This window comes from Aromatoleum buckelii (genome assembly GCF_012910785.2).
GTDB classification, from domain to species: domain Bacteria; phylum Pseudomonadota; class Gammaproteobacteria; order Burkholderiales; family Rhodocyclaceae; genus Aromatoleum; species Aromatoleum buckelii.
The window spans coordinates 1,826,900-1,845,995 of sequence record NZ_WTVH02000010.1 but is presented as its reverse complement, the minus strand read 5'-3'; the positions used below and the strand labels follow the sequence as shown (position 1 = coordinate 1,845,995).

Below are 19,096 nucleotides of genomic sequence, written 5' to 3'. Positions count from 1 at the left end.
TCCTGTCGAAAACGAGGCGGATCGCCTCATTTCCAACATGGCAGAGCACTGCCAATGCACACCCGCGACGTCCTGACCGTCCGAAGCGGTTCAGCACGCCCTACCGCGCGAGCGGTTTAGTCCTCCGGCCGAGGAGTTCCCGGTCATCCTCTGCTCCGGACGCCTGCTCCGCTCAGGAACCTGCCACTCGTTACGGCTAAGCAGTCCCAGTAGAACGGTCCGTGAGGCCCGGCGCTGCCGGGACGCGGGAACTCCCCGATAGCCCGAAGCGGGCTTAGAACTTATCCGTAAATTATGTTGATGCCGAGCGGCACGTTGCGAAAGGCGATGATGGCAGCGGCAAGGTGGTTGAGGGCGAGGAAGCTTCGTTCCAGCTTCTCATATCGCACAAGCAACTTGCGGAAGCGATTGAACCAGCTGTGGGCGACCTCAACGACCCATCGTTTTGCCTTCTTGCTGGGGTCGCGTCCCTTGATGTCTGCTTCCTGGCGGTGGCTAACGACGTGAGGGATATAGCGGTGCGTCTCGATCGTGCGAAGATTCTCGGCGCTGCGGTAGCCTGCGTCGGCGCAAAGGTGCTTGCTGCGTCGAACCGGCGGGCATCTGCGCTTGACGACGATGGCATTGAGCACCTCATTGAGCCGCTTGCCGTCATTGACGTTCGCCCCGGTCACGATGAGCGACAACGGGACGCCACGGCCGTCCACCAGCAAATGGCGTTTGCTGCCCTTTTTTTCCCCGATCCGTCGGGTTGGGGCCGACGGCTTCCTGCGCCAAGGGGGCCTTCATCATGGCTCCATCGACGCTTTGCCAGCGCCAGGCGATGCCCTCCATCTCGTCGTATTCGGCCAGCCCCGCTTTCCACACTGCCTCGAAGAAGCCCGCTTCTTCCCATTCAAGGAAGCGCTTGTGGATGGCGCTGGCGCTGCCAAAGCGCTCCTTGGGCAAGGCCTTCCATTGGCAACCCGTGCGAAGCACGTACACGATGGCCTCGAACACCTGTCGCGCCGGCTTCGGGGGACGGCCGGCGCCGGGCTTGCGCAGGTACTGCTTGTCTGGCGACGGCACGCGCTGCGGTACCAGCGGTTCCACCCGCTGCCAGAACGCATCCGTTACCACCCACGATTCGACTCGCATCGCCATCCTCTCACTCCGACGCCGTGCTCATTGCGGCTCAGGAGGAAAGTATATCTATTTACGGATAAGTTCTTAGCCAGCCACGGGCTCTGCCGGCGGTTCCTGCACTACCGGCTGCGCTTCCGTCGCCTTCTTCATGCGCGGCCTTGCCATCTTTTGCGCTGCGGTCTCCAGCGCGCTCATTGCACCTCCCTGCGCCAACCAAGCTTCGATCCACTGCGGCCGGCGCCCGCGTCCGGACCAAGCGAGATCGCGGTTGCTTGGGTGTTGATATTTAATTGGCAGCGGCTCTTTGCGCGCAACTTTCTCCTTGGAGGCAACCTTCGGGGCTTTCGCCAGAGCCGGAGTGGCGTTTCCGAGCACGTCGTCAAGCGAGAGGCCATTTTCCTTCGCGAGCTTCGTCAGCTTCTTCAGAAGATCTGATTTGGTCGCGGACTGGCGCTTGGCGATTTCCTTCTCGATTCGGGCGGTGAGTTGCTTGAGCTGGGGGAGGGTGTAGTTGGAGAGGTTGGTCATGGTTGCCGGCTGAGTTCCGTTTATTTGCAGTCGATCGCATTGTATAGCGACCAGAGGGCATGCCCGGCCAGTTCGAGACCGACTTGGAGCGGACGGCTGCGTCGATGACCGCGCATGTCATCTCCTCCGGCATAGCGAGGCCGCATCGGAATGACCGGCACGCAGCGCCAGCTTGTCGGTCGACCTGTCCATTCAGACCCGCTTCTGCACTACGATCGCGTGCCGTCGGTGCGCGAGGAAAGCGTCGTGAAACAGGGCCGGCGGCAGGCTCTTACCAACCAGGTAGCCCTGGACCACGTCGCAGCCCATGACGCGCAGGAGCTCGTGTTGATCTGCCGTCTCGACGCCTTCCACAATGACGGTCAGATCCAGCTCATGCGCGAGCGAAATGATGTTTCGCACGATGGTCGCATCGGCGGCGTCGGCGAGATCGACGACGAAACTTCGGTCGATCTTCAGGATGCGGACCGGCATGCGTTTGAGGTAGCTCAGCGACGAGTAGCCGGTGCCGAAGTCGTCGATTGCCAGCCGTACACCCAGCTGAGCGAGGTGGGCGAGACTCTCCCGCGCGCGGTCATGGGCGTGCATGCAGATGCTCTCGGTGATCTCGACGACCAGGTCATCTGGCCGGAGGTCGAATCGTTCGAGCGTGTAGGCGACGGTGTCGGTGATGTCGCGCCGGCGCAACTGCTCGACCGAGAAGTTAACCGCGACTCGCAGATCATGGCCGGCGGCGCGCCACGCGTGAAGTTGCGCACACGCGGTTTCGAGCACCCATTGCCCGATCCGGCCGATCAGGCCCACGTGTTCCGCGACGGGGATGAAGGTATTGGGGCCGATCATGCCACGCTGCGGGTGCAGCCAGCGGATCAGTGCCTCGGCCGCCACCATGCGGCCGGTGCCTGTGTCGATCTCGGGCTGGTAGTGAAGGACGAACTCCTGATGCTCGAGGGCGCGTCTGAGGTCTCGCCCGATGTGAAGGTGCGAGCGAGTCGTAGCGTCGGTGGCCTGATGGACCCTACGCCTGGGCCGGGCACTGCGTCGTCGATTCCACCGATGCGGGGATTCCGGGGGATTGTGTGTCGTGTGCATGGTTTCTCTCCGTGTCTCGGTTGCCGGTGGCCGAGAGTGTCTCGGCCGTGGTTTTTGGCTTTTCGACGTGTCATAGCCGGGCGCGGGGCGCGGCGGCAGGGGACACCGATCGCGAAAGCGGAGCGAGGCCAGGCGCGCAAGGCCTGGACAGTGCGCCGGCATGCGCCGGCTGCAAGAGATCTGACGAGACGAGGCAACCCGCATGGGTGGGTCGCTCAGACAACAGCGAAGGGAAGGCAAGGCGCGAAGCTGCTTCGAACGGTGATCGAAGGGGCGTCGCTGAGCGAGGGGATCGAGCGCAGAAATTGTCGAGGGGACCGATTTACGATAGTGCGTCGGTCGACTATTCGCAAGGCATTGTCACGGCGTGTCGGCCGCGTGGGTAGTGTCGAGCGTTCCGGGCTCACTCACCCGGAACGCTGCTTTCCAGTCAGAACGGTAGCGCTTCATCGGCGATAGCGCCGGTGGTGCGCAGCAAGAGATGCTCGCGGAACCAGCTCTGGTAGTTGGCGAGCTCGTTTGCAAGGTAAGCGGAGCCGGGAAAGACGAGCAGCAGCTCCTGATAATGTGCGATGCGTTCGCGAAAACGGTCCTCCCGTTGGGCGAATGGAAGGCAGGCTTGGGGATCCTGTCCCGGCCTGTCCACGGGTTCGTCGTGCCACATTTGGCGATCTCGTCGAGGGGTAAGTGCTGGACGGGAGAACGCACGATCCGCGAACCAGGACGTGGGTCATCCCGAAGGGGGAAATTGAATGCAACCTGGACGAAAACCCCGGGCTGACGCCGTACCTGTTTCAGGGGCTGACAGGTCGCGCGGCTGCGAGGAGCCGCCGCTTGAGAATGTTTTTGTATTCTGGTTCATGCCAAGTTGGCATTCAAGGAACAAGCAAGGTCTTTGGGAGAGGGCGGTCGTCCGTCGAAGCCGTGTCGTTCATGCGCTCCTGCACGGCGCGGAACATGCTGGCCTTGCGCGCCTCCACGGCCGCCTGCTGCCCTCGCTCATCGGTCGCGCGCTGCGCCTCACGCGCCGCTGCCCGGGTTTCCCGTTCGGCGAGGTGGGCGCGGAGCCACTGGAGGTTTTGCAACGCGGTCTCGCGGCCATCCTTTGGAACGTGGGCGAGCAGTTTCGCGTCGTCGCCGCCGATGAGCGCCGCGACCACCGCATCGCTCTCCGCCGGGGCGGGCAGCAGGGGCTGGACGGCTGCATGCGTGAGCCGGCCCGCCTCGACCGCCGCCGCGAGGGCCTCCGCGCGCCGGCCCGGGTCATGGCCAAGCGACGCACACCAATGGCACGGCACCTTCACCTCGCGCGCCTGACGCACCAGACGTTCATAGGCTTGGCAGAAAGCCATGCGTGCGGCCACTTTGTCCCGGGCATCGAGGAGCGGTTTGGCCACCGCCAGTGCCTGGACGATCTCGTCGGTCCACACCACGGTCGCCGCTTCGTCGTCCGCGGAAAGCGCGGTCGCCCACGCCTCCTCCGCGCCAAGGCGGCCATCGAGCTCCGCGACCCGCTCGAGTACGGCCGATAGCGTCAGGCGGCCCTTCAGCTCCTTGCGGCAACGGTCCAGGGCGTGCAGCACGTCGGCCTCCGGGTAGGCGGACAGGTCCGCATCCATGGCCTTCAGCGCCACCGTCGAAAGCTCGATACCGGTCAGTTCGGCCGTCACGGCGATGGCCTTCAGTATGTTTGCGCTCACAGCGACTCTCCTCGCTCGGCCAGCACCTCGGCGAGTGCGGCCATGGTCGTGCCGGTTCTGTCGGACTGGCGGGCCTTGCCGGCGGTCATGACCCTTCCCGTCACCCACTCGGTGTGCAGCTTCTCGGCGTCGCTCAGCAAGCAGCCCAAGTCGTGCATGCGCCCGACGTAGTAGCTCCCCGGGTGCTGCACGAACCACGCGGCAACCAGGGGCGATTCCTCGTAGCCGATGCGCTGCACGAACTGCTTCACCTGGGAGCTGACCTTCTGGTTACGCACCGGGGCGGCACCGTAGCGGTCTGCATAGGCTTGCCGGTAGGCTGCCCAGGTCGCCCGGCAGGCGGCCTGCAGCGCCGTCTCGCCCGGCGGGGCCTGGGCCTGCTGGGGGGCTGGCGCCTTGGCGACAGCAAAGGGGAGTTCTGGCTCTGCAGGTGCCGCCGTCCCCCTGACGGTTAACTGGTGGTTCATTGGTGGTTCACTGGTGGTTTGGCTCCCACCGGTGGGAGGCGTCTCGGGACACCCATGGGAGCCCTCTCCTCCCATGGGTGGGAGCCGTCCCCTCCCATGGGTGGGAGGGGTGACATCGAAGGGAGGGGTGACACGCATGGGAGGGGTGACGCTGGCGGGAGGGGTGACATCGACGGGAGCCGTCTTTTGGGCTGCCGCCTCGTCCGCCAGCGCCTTGAGCTTCACGACGTTGAGCTGGTACTGCTTGGTGGTGCCGGGCGCGCCACCATTGGCATTCCCGACCACCTTGAGGTATCCCGTTTCTTCAAAGGCGTGGATGATCCGACGGGCCTGCTTTTCCGAAACACGGATCTTTTCCGCAACAGCTTTCATCGACGGGTGGAGACTTCCGCCCTCGTCGTTGCACCAGTCGGCGAGAGCGAGCATTGCCAGCATCTCGCTTCCGGATGCAGGGAACCCTTCCCACACGAGCGACATGACCTTGATGCTCATGACGACGCTACCTCACTCGCATAGGTTGCAGATCGAGGAACACGGCGACACCTCTTGATCGACGCGCAACAGGTCGCACTGACACTCCCCATGGGAGCTACGCCAGAATGCCCACCCTCATTTTCCGCGCCACGTCGAGGCTCGTGCGACATCCTCGATGCTGATGTGGCAGGGGCATCGTGCTGTCGCGCGAGTCCTGTCCGGCGCCGATCAGGCCGCCGATTCGGCGCCTGGGACATGCTTCCTGTGATTCCTTCATGTGCTTCCTCGCTGTTGTTCGTGGTCCGGATGGTCGATGCGTGCCATGGCGCGGCCGATGGCGGTTGCATCCGCGGCGGGCGGGGAGTCGGGACGAGTCGAGGTCAGAGCGGCGAGAAGCGCCGGTCTACGAGCAAGGGAGTGAGCGAGTGTCGCGCGAAGCGAGAGAGCGAGGGCGTTCCCCGCCGGGTCTCGAGAGACGGCATGGCGCCGTGGAGACGACACAAAAATACCGGCCAGATCGCGGTTTGGCAAGTCCAGGGGAATTTCAGGCGATTTCCCTGGACGGATCGACGCCACGGCTGCAGTGGCGCTTTCGACGTAGTACCTCTGCGGTACGGGATGAAGGCGGCCCCACAGAGGGGCCGCAGGATTGGCAGGACTACAGGAGCCCGCGCTGGGCAAAAGATACGTCCGCAGCGCCGGCGATGACGAAGTGGTCGAGCACCTTCACGTCGACCATGGCGAGTGCTTCCTTCAATTGCCGAGTCAGGAACTCGTCGGCGATCGAAGGCTCACATGCGCCCGACGGGTGCTGGTGCGAGAAGATCACTGCGGCCGCACGAAGCTCGAGCGCTCGGCGCACGATTTCGCGCGGATAGACGCTGGTCTGCGTCAAGGTGCCACGGAAGGCTTCCTCCGCATGGAGGAGGCGGTTGCGGGCGTCCAGGTACAACACGACGAAGATCTCATAGGGGCGACCCATGAAGAAGGTGCGGAGAAACGCGCGCACGGTCTCGGGGGCATCGAGCGCATCGCGCTCCGCCAAGTCTTCGCTCAAGCCACGCTGCAGGATCTCCAGTGCATTCGCGAGGGCATGCCAGGGCTCCGTGCGCGGATCCCGCGCGATCTCGAGAACCTTGGCCCAGGAGCCGCAGCGCTCCCACACGTCTTCGGCCTCCTGGCCGAAGAAGCGCTCGAGCAGGGCTGCGTCAGACAATGTTGTCGAATGGAAGTGGAACATCGGCATCTCCTTGGAAAGACATGGAGAGCCGTCTCCGCGTGGGGGAAGGACTCCCCACGGGAAAAAATGAAACTGAACAGAACCCCGGGCTCGAAAGCCGTTCCGGTGTCAGGGGCTAACCGGATTCAATAGGGCCGCGAACGGCTCGTCAGCTGCACTTATCCTAGGCGCAGTTGGTCATGCTCGCAATCGCCCGATTCGATGCTCGCCGACGCCGACCCCGTTTCAAACATACCCCCGTCCGTTACACCCAGTGCAAAGCTGGAACTCGGATGCGGATTCCATGCCGCGGCCGCCGCAGGTGTGGCAAGGTTCGTCGTCGTACGAGCGGCGCTCACGACCGCTGCCGCCGCAGCTGCGGCACGGGCGTTCAACCTGGGCGCGGACTTCGCGGGCGCCTCGGCAGTGTGGGCAGGGACGTTCGTCGTCGAGCATTGTTGATCCCCGTGGCTAGAAAGTGTTGTTGAGGCTTTTGAGCACCTGGTCCGGCAAATCGCGCCAGCCGGTCGGATCGTCGGTGGTCACACAGTACTGGCCGGTGACACGGGTGCCGGAGCCGTCGCGGCCGAGGTCGAGCCGCAGCTTGTACTGGCGCCGGCCGTTGGCCACGTCGGGCGAATGCACCACCTGTTCGAGGCGGTAGAGGGCGCCAGGGTTGGTCTCATGAAGATAACCCGCGATGTAAAGCCCCGCCTCGCCGGTTCCTGATTGAACCTTGGCTTGGTTCGGGGTAACAAAGCTGTACCGGCTCATTACCCGCGCATAAGTCGAATCGACGTCGCGCACGGTGCGTGCAGAATATGGATGGCATTCCAAGTTCTTGCGCCAGTTCCGATAGATCTTCTTGCCGAGCGTATCGTCGGGCGAGTCAAGATCCGTCAGGGGCCGGTGGCTCGGGTCCGGCTGCTGGCGTATCCGCTCCCGCGTATCCTCGGCATCGCGTTTGGCTTGCTCCTCGCAGGCCTTGCGATCGGCCGCGCCCATGCACTTGGCCCCGAAGATCAGGCCGTCGAGCACGTCCGCGCGGGCGGGCTGCAGGGATGCCGCCAGAAGGAGGGCGGCCAGGTATGGCGTCCGTTTCATCATCGCCTCCACGGGAGTCATCAGACTTACATCATGATGAGCAGCACAATCCATGTCAGAACGATAGCCCGACCGATATCGAGCGCAAGGTCCCGTCTTGTATCAAATCCCTCCGATAGACCGCGCCACTTGGCGACGACGAGCCATGCGAGCCAGGTAACGAGGGTCATTGCGGCAATTCCGACCAGTAGTTGACGGACCTGCTCCATGTGATACCCAGTGGCGCCGAAGAAACCTTGGGCGGCTGAGGTGTAGCCGAAGCTGCTGCCCTTGAGTAGGGTGGCGGAGCCTGTCCCGGCTGACGGCCTTAAGGGGGCAGGACTAGGGACATAGCCGCCGGGTGAACCGCCCGAAGGGGCGCCCGCGAGCACCTCGGCGTAGCTCGGGGGCGCGAAGACCAGCGTATAGCCGGCAAACTGCCCCAGGTATGAGACGAGTCTGGTGCCGTTGCCGTCGGCCGGATCCGTCGTGCCGCCCGACTTCAACCATTCCCCGACGGTGCCGGCGCCTACGAGGTGTGCCGCGGCGACGAGACCCGACGCGGTGATCGGGATGCCGTTGATCGTCGTCCCCAGGTATCTTTCGGCACCATAGGCCTTCGTGAGGGTGTTCCACGCCTGCTGGTGGTAAGCGGACACCGCCTGGATCTGAGCGTCGGGATTCGCGAGGAGGTCAGCCAGTGAATTGACGCCGTACTTGCCGCTGAAGGTGCCTGCCCAGTCGTTGCTCTTCGGTGTGCCGTCGCCCGCGTATAGGCCTACGTCCTGCAGAGCGGCCTCGCCGAACTGGAAGAGGCCGACGTAACCGACCTGGTTGATGACCTCCGGGTTCATGCTGCTCTCGCGTTGCCCCAGGGCTTTGAGGAAATCGGTGTATGTCACGCCGGCCCAGACCAGGCCGGCCAGCAGAAACAGGACGAGAGCGAGCCGAATGTGGACGTTCATTCCACGCCTCCTATTGGCCCGGGCACGCGGTCCCGTCGGGCTTGACGGAGCGAACGTACCGGTACTTATTGTCCGCGGCGAAGCGCCATACGCCGTGGCACGATCCCCGGCCGCCTATGGCCAGGTCTCGCCATCCTTGGGTCGTTGTTGGGAGCACGCGGTAGGCGACCCCCGTGACGTCGAGGCGCTGGCTCCAGCGCCCGTCGAGGCGTTTGGCGAACAGCCAGATGCTGCTGCCCGTCATCCCCGACGTGCAGGAATTGCCGGCGACGACGAAGACCTCTGAGACGCCGTCGCCGTTCAGGTCTTCGACTGTCACCTCGGGGTGCATCGCCGTTTCGCAGCCGAGGAGGCTGCTCACGACGATGCCGTCGCGCAGGGCGAGGGGCGTGAGGGCGGCGATCTCGCGCCGGTCCGCTTGGGACAATGCCGCAGGCGGCACCGTGGCGAAGAGCGCGGCAGCGAGGGGTCCGAGTTCGCCGTGCGACGGATCCGTGGCGGGCGATGCGCCCGAGTAGGCGAGGGCAAGTGCGATCGCAAGCCGATGGGCGCGGATGCTTCTCTGGCTCATCACGTGCCTCTTACTGGGAAATCGTCCCATCGGCGCCGATGAGGACGGGCCAAACGTGGATCCCGGCCGCTTCGAGGAGCGCATCGGGCGACATGGGCGTCATGTGCAGGTCGACCAAGCCCCGCAGGCGCAGAAAATCCTCCGGGGTGCGCACCGACGCAACGATTCCCCGGGCGCCCATCCGCTGCAATGCGTCCGCGTTGCGTTGCAGCCAGTCGACGGAGGCCGCGTCGTCGCCGACGATGAAGATGGGTTGTCCCGGCCCGCCCGGCAACTTGCTTGGCATCGGGTTCTGCAGCAGCCGGCCGGGCCCCCCGCGGGCTGAGGCGACCGGGAAGAGCTGCGGAGGCGGTGGTTGCGCCGGCGGCTGGCGGACGGGCTCGCGGGCCCCCTTGTCGGCGTCGTCAGCGAACGGCTCGAAGTAAGGTGCGAGCGGTACGCCACCGGCGTCGTGGATGACAGTGGGCGGCCGGCTGGTAAGGGGGGGCGCCGACCAGGATGTCGCGGCGATGAAGACGGCCAGCAGGGGCACGAAACGGACAGGACTCATCGCATTCACCACAAGCCGAACTGGATGCTGCCGAGGAAGATCTGGCCACGCACCCGGCAGCAGGCGTATGGACGCCAGAGTGTGTAGGCATAGCTGCCGGAATGGGTGGTCATGGCGTCGCCGTAGGAGACCGGGCTCGCGGTGTCATTGAGTCCGAAGATATGGCAGGGAGTGGGGACTGCCACGTTCATCTGCCACAGGCCGCCCATGGGATCGTTTTCGCGCGCCGGCGGCGGATCCCACACGAGCTGACCTCGCCGCCGTCGAGTGCCGCCCGAGGCGACGTAGGCGTAGACGTGCGGCTGCGCCGGCCGGGTAATGAAATCGGCGACGCGCTGTGACAGGACCGCGGCGGCCTTGACCTCGTGTTGCTGGACGACCTCACCGGTACGCGGATAGACGTTGCCCCAGGTATTGAGTGGTGGGGTGCCGACCTCGCGCATTCCCGGCACCCAAGAGGCCGGAAGGAGTAGCTCTGCCGGTAGGTAGGAACGCCACACGGCCGCGTCGAGTTTCGACTGGTAGTAGGGCACGAAGGGAATGACGGCGGAGGGGCAGGTAACGAGATCCGGTAGCCCGGCCCCGGGGTGACCGATGGCGTCGGCATCGCGGAAGCGCCGTTGCTTGTCGGTGCGATCGGCCTGAGAGTGTGTGCCGGCGCTGTCGGACAGTTCGACGCCGAGCAGTGCCCCGAGGAGTCCGCGGCTCGCCGCTGCGATCGGAATTCCGATCTCAGGCCAGGGGTGGGTGGCCGTATCGTGATAGGTGCTCACCACCAGATCGGGGGCGAAATGGCTGAAGCGGGTGGATGTGCGGATGGAGCAGCCGGCGGGCGTGCACCGCAGCCAGAAACAGATCCCCGAAACATGCCACGCGCTGCAGGCAGGGTAGCTCGCGACAGCCTGGGTAAGGAGGGCTGCGGTGGTAGTGGACTCCACCGCGCCGGCCAGGGGCGTGCAGATGGCGACGCAGGCTGCCACGAGCGCGCGTTGACGCGGCGCCTTGGCTGACCGGGTGATGGAACATGCACGCATGCGGCTTCCCCTACCGGCCGACCCGTGCTCGCCACGTCCGGTAGATGGCGAGGGCCTGATCCACATTCTCCACGCCATAAACGACCGCCACCCCATCGAATACGATCGCCGGGACCTTGGTGAGCCGGTACTGCATGGCCGCGGTCAGGCCCTGTGCGCTGGCCCCGATCGCCTGGCGGTCGGCTGCGGTAAGAGCCTCGAAGCGGCGCTTGGCGACTGCTTCGGCCTGGGCAGGATCGGAGGGCAGTCCGGCGGACAAGGTGGCGTTGATCCGCTCTATGCCATCTACGTGATACACCGTTGCTGCCCCAGTTCCACGAACCTGTTGCGTGCCGAGCTGGAAGACTTCGACCCGCTCCTGGGCCTGGACAGACGGAAGGACGGTCGCGCAGGTCAGAGAGGCGATCAACCGACGCACTGCCGCGTTCACTTTTGTGCTCCCTTTGCAGCGCGCGTCAGGGCTTCTTCGAGTTCGGGGCCGGAGATCGCGCCGACTACCCGGCGCCCGTCGGCCAGTACGAGGGTAGGCGTGTTGCGGATTCCATGGCGACGTCCGAACTCGACGATCTGCCGGACACGGTCCATTGCGGGCTCGCAGTGAGGCTCGATCTGCCGTGGCGCAGGCGCACCTTCCATGTAGGCCTGCCATTGCTCGGCCTGGTGATCGCTGACGCACCAAGTGCCCACGGCCGCGGGAATTGAGTCGGAGGAGACGACTGGGTAGGTGAAGGTGTAGATCGTCACGTCGTCGAGCGCGGTGAGCGTGGGCTGTAGGGACCGGCACGCGGGGCAAGCTGGATCCTCGAACACGGCGAGCCGCCTCGAGCCGTTCCCTCGGACAGTCTTGATCGCCATTTCGAGCGGCAGATCGGCGAATGGGATCGCCGTGAGAGCCTCGAGCCTCGCCTGAGTGAGATCGCGACGCTCAACCATGTCCACCAGGCGACCGTCCACGAAGGCATAGCGACCAGTCGCGTCCACATAGAACACGTCCATCCCGTTGACGACCTCGTAGATGCCGGAAACCGGCGTGGGGGCGACCGAGACGGGCCGAACCTGCCCGGAGGCGTTTCGAATGATGGCGGCCTTGATGTCATCGGTTGCCTTGGACGTATCTGCTATGGCGAGGCCGACGGAGAACGGCAGGACGAACATGCTTGCCATCACGTGACTTACAGCGCGGTACACCTTCGAGGTGTACGTACCGGGTCGGGCGGCGTATATGTCAATATGGGTTATTGTCATTTGTACATTCCTCACAGGCGTAGGAGGCACGTATGAAGCCGATTGCGAACCTGATTCGCGTGACCTTCGTTGGCGCGTTTGCCCTCTTGGCGGGGACGGCGAAACTGTTGGCTTTCTTCATGACGGCTGCACGGGATGACGATGTGGAGAACCATGAACGTGGCGCTGACGCGTTCGGACGTAACGCCATCGCACCGTTCGATTACGGACCTCTTGGGGGCTTGGACATCGCCGAGGGGGGGTACACGGGTTATACGGTGCATGGGCGCGAACCGATTTCTGTCGGTCGGAACGGGGAGAGAGTCGGCGCGTTCTCCGGCGATCCGATCGTCCATTTCTGAGCCAGGTACGCTCATCTTCGACCCCGTCGGGGTGTGTTCCCGACGCCACCGACGAAGCGGGTGGCGATGTTCGTTCCGGATTGCCCTGCGGCCATGCCTGCTGTGATTGCGCTGTGTTTCATGGCGTCGATGCCGTGGACCACGTGCAGGCTCGCCCACCCCATCATCCCGCTCCAGATCAGGGGCAGGCCGAGGTAAAGGCCGATGAGGAGCGTATTCAAGCTGCTGCGTTTGAGTGCCGTGTCGAACTCCAGGTGCAGGACGTTGAACAGCAGATGTCCGCTGTCGGGGTACATCGCAACCCACAGGTGTTCGTCGATCCACATCGCGATGTACCAGAGGACTGCCCACAGCTTGACTGTGAAGATGGCGAGCGCACCCAGGAACATGATCTGAACGCTGTAGCGCCCGAAAACGAGGATCAGGGGCAGGAACATGTAGATGCCCATGAGGATCAGGGGCTGGGCCAGGGTTGCGAACTGAATGATGGGGAAGCGGGATGCCTGGGCGTGAAGCGCCTTGTTAACCATTCCGGCCATCCCGGCGACGTCAGGGCCAGCGCCGAGGAGGGCCTGGTACCAGCGGCGGTTGTCGTCGGGCAGCATCGTTTCGGGTGCAATCGCAGGGTTCGACCGTCCCATGGCGAGCCTTGCCAAGCCATCCTCGCGCTTCTCGGCGGCCACTGAGCTGAAGACCAGCGCCACCTTCTCGGTCAGCGACGTGGTTGCCGACGCAAGGCTGCCGATGCCTTTGACCAGCTTGGCGCGCACCCCGAGCGTGGGATCCGTCCACCATTCATGACAGGTGGGGCGCCCATAGTCCGGGACGGCGGCGTTGGCGTCCATGTCAGCATCCTGAAGGGCAACGTCCAGGGCGAAGCCCGGCACGCCGGCTCGCGCATGCAGGGCCGGGTAGAGTTTCGGGTCGGACTGAAAGGCGTGGCTTCCCATCCAGTCGGGATCACCGTCGCCGTAGGCCTCTAGGGCGGCTGCCGCGGCAGGGGATGGCGGATCTTCTAGGTAGCGGGACCGTGCCGGCAAGTAGCATTCGTTGTAGAAGCGCTGTACCTCCGCGCGCAGGGTCGGGTCTTCCACCGCGGCAGAGCGGGCGAATTCCTCCACCTCCCGGAGGCCGCTCAAGCCACCCGAAATGCCTCCCCGCACCGCATCGTTGAACCCGCCAGACACGCTCATGACGGCAAACCACCAGGGGGGCAGCGCGAGGTGCTGCGGCACCGAACTGAAGGCATCGTCGTAGGTGCTGTCCGAGTTCGTTCCGGTTGCAGTGGCAGGGGCCTGATCGAGTGCGGTCGCGGCGGGCGTGTGGCGCAGGTTGACGTTCTCTAGGCTGGTGCCGACCGGCGTGAAGCAGAAGGCCATGACGAAGATGGCGGTCCAGAACTCGACCTCCATCTTCCGGACCATCCAGGCCGCATCGGCGCCCTCGACCGCGTTGATTTCATGAGCGCGCAACCAGGTGCCGATGATGATGAAGAGGAAGGGGAGGAAGATGATGCCGGTGTCCACCAGGATGTCGCGAAAGACGCCCGCGAACGCCCAGCCGTACATGGTGGTGAAGAGCTCCAGGTAACTGTCGACGCTCACGATGGGTTCCTCCTACATGCGGCCGAACGGAATGCCGAGCACCACGAGGAGTTCGATCGCGAGCAGGGCGATGCAAATCCGATGGCGCGCGCCCAGAAACGCCGCACGAGCCTCTTCTGGCCATCGAGCCGGCAGCCGGTGGGCAAGCCGCGGCCAGGCGAGCCACAGGGCTGCGATGGCGAGGAGGTGCACGCCGACCAGATACGGCTTGATCCGCCCAACGGCTCGGTGCAGGACGACCAGATCGTCGCGGAATCCGAACGAGACCACCGCTACCACGACAAAAGCGGCGACACCGATGACCGCTAGAAGGGCGACAACGGCGGAGCGCGCGAGCGGACGGGTGACGAGGCGCCGGCGTCCCGACGGCAACGGATGAACAGTCATTTCTTTACCCGCCCACCGATCATCGGTTGCTGGTCGACCGGCTGCTGCACGGCGTTTGCGGCCGAAGCGGCGCGCGTCGCGTGATAACTGTCCAACAGGACCGTCGCCGTCTCGGAGATGACGCGCTTACGGACGTTGGCCTCGTAGAGCACGTCGTCTATGTGGCGGTTCAGCTCCGCGAGCTTGGACTCGATCTGTGTATTGGCGGTCTTGTATACCTCGGGGATCATTCGTCCCGTCAGGAGCAGGTTCCGGATGATCAGTGCCTTGTCGACGGTCCTCGCTAGCGCCACGTCCTGGACCAGTCGCTGCCGCGCAATGCCTTGCTCGATGGCAGGGAGCTCGCGGATGGCGTCGACGAGCTCGCGCGTCACGACGACGCCAGGGGCGGAGGCCACCGCCAGATCCGTCCCGCGTGGCACGACGTTGGCAAATACGGCGTCGATTTGCCCTTGCACAACCGGGATTTCAAGCTCGAACTTCTGTATCAGGCCAAGGCCGGTTTTCGACTGCGGGACGGGGCAGCCATTCTCCTTGCAGGTAGTGACCTCCACATCGCCAAGTACGTCCGTTCCGAACGTGGCGGCACTTCCCGGAGAGGGGAAGGTGCCGGTCAATTTGACAGCGGGATAGGTGGCGGACGGCGTCTTGGGCGCTTGCCCCATTGTGACGTTGAAACCTCCGAATACCGTGTCGTATACGATCCGGACCGGTTCCTGGTCGACGCCCCCAGCCTTTCCTCCTCCCACCCAGGTGATGCCGTCATTCCCCGCACTGAGGCCCACACTGTCTTTCGCCGCTACCACATCCCTGGTGAGGGTCGCCTGCTGCTTCCAGGCCTCGCCCCGCGCCATGCGAATGAAATCCTCGTAGGGATCCTCGCCGGCCTTGATCTGGGCCTCCATCTCCTCGCAGCTTTTGGTGGCGATCTGGATCGCCACCTCGGCCTTTTTAGCGTAGGTCTGAAACAGCTCATACAAGCCGGGCGAGGCGCGCTGGAACAGGTACAGCGGAAGCGCCGTGATGCCTGCCTTGACGCCGTTGGTGACCTGGGTCCCAAGCGCTGCGAACTGGTTCATCAAGGTCTGAAAGGACAACCCGAAGTCGTAGGCTCCGCATGAGTAGTGAAGGCGTGCCACCCCCGACAAGGCGAGCTTGTAGGGGACGCCGCGGGGGTTTGCGGCACGCGAGGCGGGATCGCCGCCTCCCAGCCGGTAATAGAGGCTGGAGCCGGTGCTTGGGATGTCGGCCGCCTGGACGACCGTCGCAGTGAGGCCAAGGAGGACGGCTGCAGCAAAGTTTCGCATTGTCTTCATGGGTTTTCCCGCGAGGACTTGATGGCGCGGTCCGCGAGCTGGGCGGCCGTGCCCGAGAATCGGCCGTTGAGGATCTGGTCGACGGCGACGGGGTGGCGTCCCAGACGGCGTACGAACGGCGTCGCGTCCACGGTACTGGCGACCATGAGCGGCAGGGCGGTGGCGGCCCAGTCCAGCCAATCGAACGGGCGCCCGCCCAGATGCTTGCGGGCATTGTCGAGGCCGGCCACGAGGACCAGAGCGCGCCCGAAGAGCACGGTGTTGAGGTCGTCGTCCAGGCCGTCGCCGTCCACCTCGAGGCCGGTGATGACCCCGGAAACGACCCCTCGGCCGCTCGGCAGCAGGTGGATGTAGGCCACATCGTCCGGCTCCGCGATAGCCTTGGCGCGGGCCCACAGGGCAAACGTGTCGTCGGGTAGGTGCTCCAGGAAGAGTAGCCGGTGATTCCCGCGGGCTTCGGCTGCAACGCGGTCGAGCTGCACGCTCAGGGCGAGGTCGCCGGTAAGGGGTACGCGAGGATCCGGGGCGTCCATCACGTGGCCCTCTTCGCCGCGATCTCGCGGGAGATCGCATAGGCCGCCTCGAGCTCCGTGCAGCCGGTGGCTTTCATGATGTCCAGGCGCCAGGCCTTCTCGTGTTTCTCTGTCATCGCGAGCGCGATGGCGAGCGGCGGGGGCACGTTCCTGAAGAGGGCCTGCATCTGCGGATTGAGGATCACCCCCTCGGTGTACTTCGGCGGCTCCTTGCGGGCGGACTCCATCAGCGCGCGCTGCTCGTGGGTCAAGGTGCGGAAGCGGGCGACCTGTTCGATCTCGTCGCGATCCATCGTGAGCAGCACCCAGTGCTCGCACATGTTCAGGATGCGGGAGGCCGAGGCCGGGAAGTCCTGCATGTTCTGGGTGCCGAGCCAGTACCATGCCCCGAGCTTCCGCCACATCTTGGTGATCTTGACCGAGTAGACGTTCAGCAGATCGTTGGCGGTGATGATGTGCCCTTCATCGGTCAGGTTGATGATGGGGCGATGGTCATACTGGGTCGCCTCGGCGAGCGCCTGGACGTGGGTGATCAGGGACGTATAGGCGACTGCAAGGGCATCCTCATAGCCCTCCTGCGCCAGCGTGCCCATCTCCACAATTGTGACGTCCGCATCCGGCCAGGTCGCGCCGTACCGGTTGAAGAGCCGTCCGCGCAGTCCCTCGCAGAAGACCATCATGGCCTGGCCCATCTCCTCGGCCCGGTCGCGCCGCGAGGGGCCCAGCTTTTCGTCGCTACGCATGGCCATCAGGGCGTGGGCTAGGTCCTGCACCCGCGGATGCGACTGGCCGCGATCGCGGCTTTGGCGCGCGGCGGCCAGGATTCCGCGAGCGATCAGGTAGCGGTCGGCGCGGCTCATCTTGCGCATTTCGCGTTCTTCTCCGCCGGTAATCATCAGCTTGGCTGCAATCACCATCTCGCCCAGGATGTCGCGCTTGCCGGGGTCCGCAGCTTCGTCATCCTCCTCGAGTACCGCGGAAACTTCGGCAGCGTCCGAATCCGGGAGCTCGTCTTCATCCGGCGTCCCGAACGTCTCGTCGAAGGCCTTGATTCCGTCCTGATCGAAGAGTCGGGGGGCCATGGCGAAGGGCGGGAGGCTGACCTCCGTGTCGGGGGTGAGCTCGACCTGGTTGACGGTGAGCCCATGGCGGCGCATGTGCTCGCCCAGTAGGCCGAAGGATTTCCCTGCGTCGATGATGAAAAAGCGCGGACGGTAGATGGCCATCATCTGCATCGCGAGATAGCACAGCGTCGCGGACTTGCCGGCGCCGGTCGGACCCAAGGTGAGGAGGTGGGCGTTCTTGTTGCGATCGCGGGGATTCAAGGGATCGAACAGGAGGGGTTCGCCGCCGCGGTTCCACAGCCAGAAGCCGGGGTTGCCTGTGCCGCGGGCGCGCCCATAGAGGGGAAGCAGGGCGGCGATCTGGGAGGCGAAGGCGAGGCGCGAGCGGCGCAGGTGGCGGGCGTCGAACCGGGGATCGAAGCACATCGGCAGTGCGCGCAGGAAGACGTCGCAGCCCTGCAGCTCGTCCACCGGCTGAATGAACCTGAGCCCCGATATATGCAGGGCGGCCGTGAGGTCCGCCACCGTGCGCCCCAGCTGGGTGGTGTCCTCGCCCCGCACGAAAAGCGTCAGATACATCGGGTAGAGCTTGTCGGTGCGCATGTTGTCGAGGACGGCCACCGCCTCGTCATAGGTGTGGGCGGCTTCGAGGGTGTTTGCGCGCGAGGCGCTCTTGATGGCTTCCACGCGACCGGTCATCGTGTCCTGGGGGCAGATCACGAGGGTGGCCGACAGCATCGCGCCTTCGGGAAAACGGTCGAAACGCGCGAAGAGCTTGCCGGCTTGGTCACGTTCGGCGGTGAAGTGGCCGATCTCGGGGAGCTTGCGCATCGACTGCAGTGCCAGCGCGCGCACGGGACGGCCGTCGAAAAACCACAAACCCGCTTCGGGATCCGACTTGGGTGCAGCGAGGAAGAGCAGTTCGCCAAGATCGAGGTCGTCAGGCGCCTCGTCAGGTCCAGGGTACGGACACAGCCGGAGGAGCTCGCCCACGGTTCCGGCGAAGTCGGGCTTTGGGTTGAAGAACGGCAGGAGCCACGCATGGAAGTCTGCGGCGTTCATCGGCCGGGCATGGATGCCGGTCTGCGCCAGACCGGCGACGAGCCCGCGTGCTGTCTGCCGCAGCGTCTCGACGGGATCGAGGAGCTCCCGGGAGAAATCGAAGTTTGGTGGGAAGCGGCGATAGATGGCGCAACGCACGCGGCGGATCTGACCGCGCCACCGGTTGCCCGAAACGCCTTCGTCAAGGAAGAGGCCCTCGGGCCGGGCTACGAGCGACAGATGCTCAGCCATCTCGGCGAGGAAGTGGCGCGTGAAGTCGCTCGCGAGAATCTGCCGCGCCCGCTCGGGGGCCTTGGCATGTACCGAGACAATGTATTCGCGTATGCGCTCGATCTGCCACGAGAGGTCTGTGTCGTCGTTGCAGAAGAACTGGACGACCCAAGGCGCCTCGTCGTACTCGGGCAGGGCCTGAAGGGCTGCCTGGATCTCGGCGCAGCGTGCCTTGAGGTATTGGTCGGCGCAGGCCTCGCTCGGCAGCGGGTCGAGTTCGTAGAGCAGTGCGCGCGAGACGCCGTCCTCAAGGAGGAAGGTACCGGTCTCCTCGTCGAAGTCCCGCCAGGGCAGAAGGTCGGTGATGCTGGGAGGACGGGAGGCAAGCCGCCGGCGCTCCCGGACCGGGAGCGGTTTCCTCGACATGGCGGGCTCGCGGTGGGAGCCCTTGTCGTCATCCGGGGCGGACCCTGCCTTTAGTGTGAGCCCCAGCATGCGAATCAGTCCGAGCATGGCAATCGCTCCC

Annotated in this window: 20 protein-coding genes; 1 reads left to right on the top strand and 19 read right to left on the bottom strand. The window is 64.9% G+C overall.

Going from position 1 to position 19,096, the window contains the following annotated elements:
• Positions 1 to 281 precede the first annotated feature (281 nt).
• The 14 genes from GO608_RS19405 to GO608_RS19340 all read right to left on the bottom strand — a co-directional run bounded on the left by GO608_RS19405 (position 282) and on the right by GO608_RS19340 (position 11,963).
• Positions 282 to 1,143, bottom strand: a protein-coding gene (locus GO608_RS19405; RefSeq protein ID WP_169200595.1) for an IS5 family transposase whose coding sequence is annotated in 2 segments (ribosomal slippage) — positions 282 to 729 and positions 728 to 1,143 — 864 coding nt in all. Because the reading frame shifts where the segments join, the coding sequence is not laid out codon by codon here.
• A gap of 66 nt (positions 1,144 to 1,209) precedes the next feature.
• Entirely contained in the window at positions 1,210 to 1,653 is a 444-nt protein-coding gene (locus GO608_RS19400) for an H-NS histone family protein (RefSeq protein ID WP_169200596.1), read from the bottom strand.
• A gap of 192 nt (positions 1,654 to 1,845) precedes the next feature.
• A complete protein-coding gene (locus tag GO608_RS19395) occupies positions 1,846 to 2,745 on the bottom strand; it encodes a putative bifunctional diguanylate cyclase/phosphodiesterase (RefSeq protein WP_169200597.1) in 900 nt (299 codons plus the stop codon).
• Between the two features lie 430 nt (positions 2,746 to 3,175).
• Positions 3,176 to 3,409, bottom strand: a complete 234-nt coding sequence (locus GO608_RS19390; RefSeq protein WP_169200598.1) for a hypothetical protein — start codon at positions 3,407 to 3,409, stop codon at positions 3,176 to 3,178.
• Positions 3,410 to 3,620: 211 nt separating this feature from the next.
• Entirely contained in the window at positions 3,621 to 4,445 is an 825-nt protein-coding gene (locus GO608_RS19385; RefSeq protein ID WP_169200599.1) for a hypothetical protein, read from the bottom strand.
• Positions 4,442 to 5,404, bottom strand: a complete 963-nt coding sequence (locus tag GO608_RS19380) for a helix-turn-helix domain-containing protein (RefSeq protein ID WP_247003347.1) — start codon at positions 5,402 to 5,404, stop codon at positions 4,442 to 4,444. The genes GO608_RS19385 and GO608_RS19380 overlap by 4 nt, the downstream gene beginning before the upstream one ends.
• A gap of 640 nt (positions 5,405 to 6,044) precedes the next feature.
• Positions 6,045 to 6,626, bottom strand: a complete 582-nt coding sequence (gene radC, locus GO608_RS19375; RefSeq protein WP_247003345.1) for a RadC family protein — start codon at positions 6,624 to 6,626, stop codon at positions 6,045 to 6,047.
• A 450-nt stretch (positions 6,627 to 7,076) separates the two neighbouring features.
• On the bottom strand, positions 7,077 to 7,730 hold the full coding sequence (locus GO608_RS19370; protein WP_247003343.1) for a hypothetical protein: 654 nt from the start codon (positions 7,728 to 7,730) through the stop codon (positions 7,077 to 7,079).
• Between the two features lie 5 nt (positions 7,731 to 7,735).
• A complete protein-coding gene (locus GO608_RS19365; RefSeq protein ID WP_169200431.1) occupies positions 7,736 to 8,653 on the bottom strand; it encodes a transglycosylase SLT domain-containing protein in 918 nt (305 codons plus the stop codon).
• Between the two features lie 10 nt (positions 8,654 to 8,663).
• Complete coding sequence (locus tag GO608_RS19360) at positions 8,664 to 9,224, bottom strand: hypothetical protein (RefSeq protein WP_169200430.1); 561 nt, start codon at positions 9,222 to 9,224, stop codon at positions 8,664 to 8,666.
• A gap of 10 nt (positions 9,225 to 9,234) precedes the next feature.
• Positions 9,235 to 9,774: a PFL_4695 family integrating conjugative element protein gene (locus GO608_RS19355; RefSeq protein WP_169200429.1), complete on the bottom strand. Its 540-nt coding sequence runs from the start codon at positions 9,772 to 9,774 to the stop codon at positions 9,235 to 9,237.
• A 5-nt stretch (positions 9,775 to 9,779) separates the two neighbouring features.
• Complete coding sequence (locus GO608_RS19350; protein ID WP_169200428.1) at positions 9,780 to 10,808, bottom strand: TIGR03756 family integrating conjugative element protein; 1,029 nt, start codon at positions 10,806 to 10,808, stop codon at positions 9,780 to 9,782.
• A 10-nt stretch (positions 10,809 to 10,818) separates the two neighbouring features.
• Entirely contained in the window at positions 10,819 to 11,238 is a 420-nt protein-coding gene (locus tag GO608_RS19345; RefSeq protein ID WP_169200427.1) for a TIGR03757 family integrating conjugative element protein, read from the bottom strand.
• Entirely contained in the window at positions 11,235 to 11,963 is a 729-nt protein-coding gene (locus tag GO608_RS19340; protein ID WP_169200426.1) for a DsbC family protein, read from the bottom strand. The genes GO608_RS19345 and GO608_RS19340 overlap by 4 nt, the downstream gene beginning before the upstream one ends.
• A gap of 122 nt (positions 11,964 to 12,085) precedes the next feature.
• Here GO608_RS19340 and GO608_RS19335 point away from each other — a divergent pair, with 122 nt between their 5' ends.
• A complete protein-coding gene (locus tag GO608_RS19335; protein ID WP_169200425.1) occupies positions 12,086 to 12,394 on the top strand; it encodes a hypothetical protein in 309 nt (102 codons plus the stop codon).
• Positions 12,395 to 12,405: 11 nt separating this feature from the next.
• Here GO608_RS19335 and GO608_RS19330 read toward each other — a convergent pair whose 3' ends face one another.
• From GO608_RS19330 to GO608_RS19310, 5 genes are read right to left on the bottom strand one after another with little or no spacing between them, the layout of a single operon-like run.
• Entirely contained in the window at positions 12,406 to 13,998 is a 1,593-nt protein-coding gene (locus tag GO608_RS19330; protein ID WP_169200424.1) for a conjugal transfer protein TraG N-terminal domain-containing protein, read from the bottom strand.
• Between the two features lie 12 nt (positions 13,999 to 14,010).
• The gene (locus GO608_RS19325) at positions 14,011 to 14,385 is read right to left on the bottom strand and encodes a hypothetical protein (RefSeq protein WP_169200423.1); all 375 of its coding nucleotides are present in this window, start codon (positions 14,383 to 14,385) and stop codon (positions 14,011 to 14,013) included.
• The gene (locus GO608_RS19320; RefSeq protein ID WP_169200422.1) at positions 14,382 to 15,701 is read right to left on the bottom strand and encodes an integrating conjugative element protein; all 1,320 of its coding nucleotides are present in this window, start codon (positions 15,699 to 15,701) and stop codon (positions 14,382 to 14,384) included. The genes GO608_RS19325 and GO608_RS19320 overlap by 4 nt, the downstream gene beginning before the upstream one ends.
• Complete coding sequence (locus tag GO608_RS19315) at positions 15,698 to 16,234, bottom strand: hypothetical protein (protein WP_169200421.1); 537 nt, start codon at positions 16,232 to 16,234, stop codon at positions 15,698 to 15,700. The genes GO608_RS19320 and GO608_RS19315 overlap by 4 nt, the downstream gene beginning before the upstream one ends.
• The gene (locus tag GO608_RS19310) at positions 16,234 to 19,083 is read right to left on the bottom strand and encodes a conjugative transfer ATPase (RefSeq protein WP_169200420.1); all 2,850 of its coding nucleotides are present in this window, start codon (positions 19,081 to 19,083) and stop codon (positions 16,234 to 16,236) included. The genes GO608_RS19315 and GO608_RS19310 overlap by 1 nt, the downstream gene beginning before the upstream one ends.
• Positions 19,084 to 19,096 lie beyond the last annotated feature (13 nt).

What these genes read in the sequence shown, in the direction of transcription:
- GO608_RS19400 (WP_169200596.1), bottom strand. Translation starts at nt 1,653, where the DNA reads ATGACCAACCTCTCCAACTACACCCTCCCCCAGCTCAAGCAACTCACC.
- GO608_RS19395 (WP_169200597.1), bottom strand. Translation starts at nt 2,745, where the DNA reads ATGCACACGACACACAATCCCCCGGAATCCCCGCATCGGTGGAATCGA.
- GO608_RS19390 (WP_169200598.1), bottom strand. Translation starts at nt 3,409, where the DNA reads ATGTGGCACGACGAACCCGTGGACAGGCCGGGACAGGATCCCCAAGCC.
- GO608_RS19380 (WP_247003347.1), bottom strand. Translation starts at nt 5,404, where the DNA reads ATGAGCATCAAGGTCATGTCGCTCGTGTGGGAAGGGTTCCCTGCATCC.
- radC (WP_247003345.1), bottom strand. Translation starts at nt 6,626, where the DNA reads ATGTTCCACTTCCATTCGACAACATTGTCTGACGCAGCCCTGCTCGAG.
- GO608_RS19370 (WP_247003343.1), bottom strand. Translation starts at nt 7,730, where the DNA reads ATGACTCCCGTGGAGGCGATGATGAAACGGACGCCATACCTGGCCGCC.
- GO608_RS19365 (WP_169200431.1), bottom strand. Translation starts at nt 8,653, where the DNA reads ATGAACGTCCACATTCGGCTCGCTCTCGTCCTGTTTCTGCTGGCCGGC.
- GO608_RS19360 (WP_169200430.1), bottom strand. Translation starts at nt 9,224, where the DNA reads ATGAGCCAGAGAAGCATCCGCGCCCATCGGCTTGCGATCGCACTTGCC.
- GO608_RS19355 (WP_169200429.1), bottom strand. Translation starts at nt 9,774, where the DNA reads ATGAGTCCTGTCCGTTTCGTGCCCCTGCTGGCCGTCTTCATCGCCGCG.
- GO608_RS19350 (WP_169200428.1), bottom strand. Translation starts at nt 10,808, where the DNA reads ATGCGTGCATGTTCCATCACCCGGTCAGCCAAGGCGCCGCGTCAACGC.
- GO608_RS19340 (WP_169200426.1), bottom strand. Translation starts at nt 11,963, where the DNA reads ATGTTCGTCCTGCCGTTCTCCGTCGGCCTCGCCATAGCAGATACGTCC.
- GO608_RS19335 (WP_169200425.1), top strand. Translation starts at nt 12,086, where the DNA reads ATGAAGCCGATTGCGAACCTGATTCGCGTGACCTTCGTTGGCGCGTTT.
- GO608_RS19325 (WP_169200423.1), bottom strand. Translation starts at nt 14,385, where the DNA reads ATGACTGTTCATCCGTTGCCGTCGGGACGCCGGCGCCTCGTCACCCGT.
- GO608_RS19320 (WP_169200422.1), bottom strand. Translation starts at nt 15,701, where the DNA reads ATGAAGACAATGCGAAACTTTGCTGCAGCCGTCCTCCTTGGCCTCACT.
- GO608_RS19315 (WP_169200421.1), bottom strand. Translation starts at nt 16,234, where the DNA reads ATGGACGCCCCGGATCCTCGCGTACCCCTTACCGGCGACCTCGCCCTG.
- GO608_RS19310 (WP_169200420.1), bottom strand. Translation starts at nt 19,083, where the DNA reads ATGCTCGGACTGATTCGCATGCTGGGGCTCACACTAAAGGCAGGGTCC.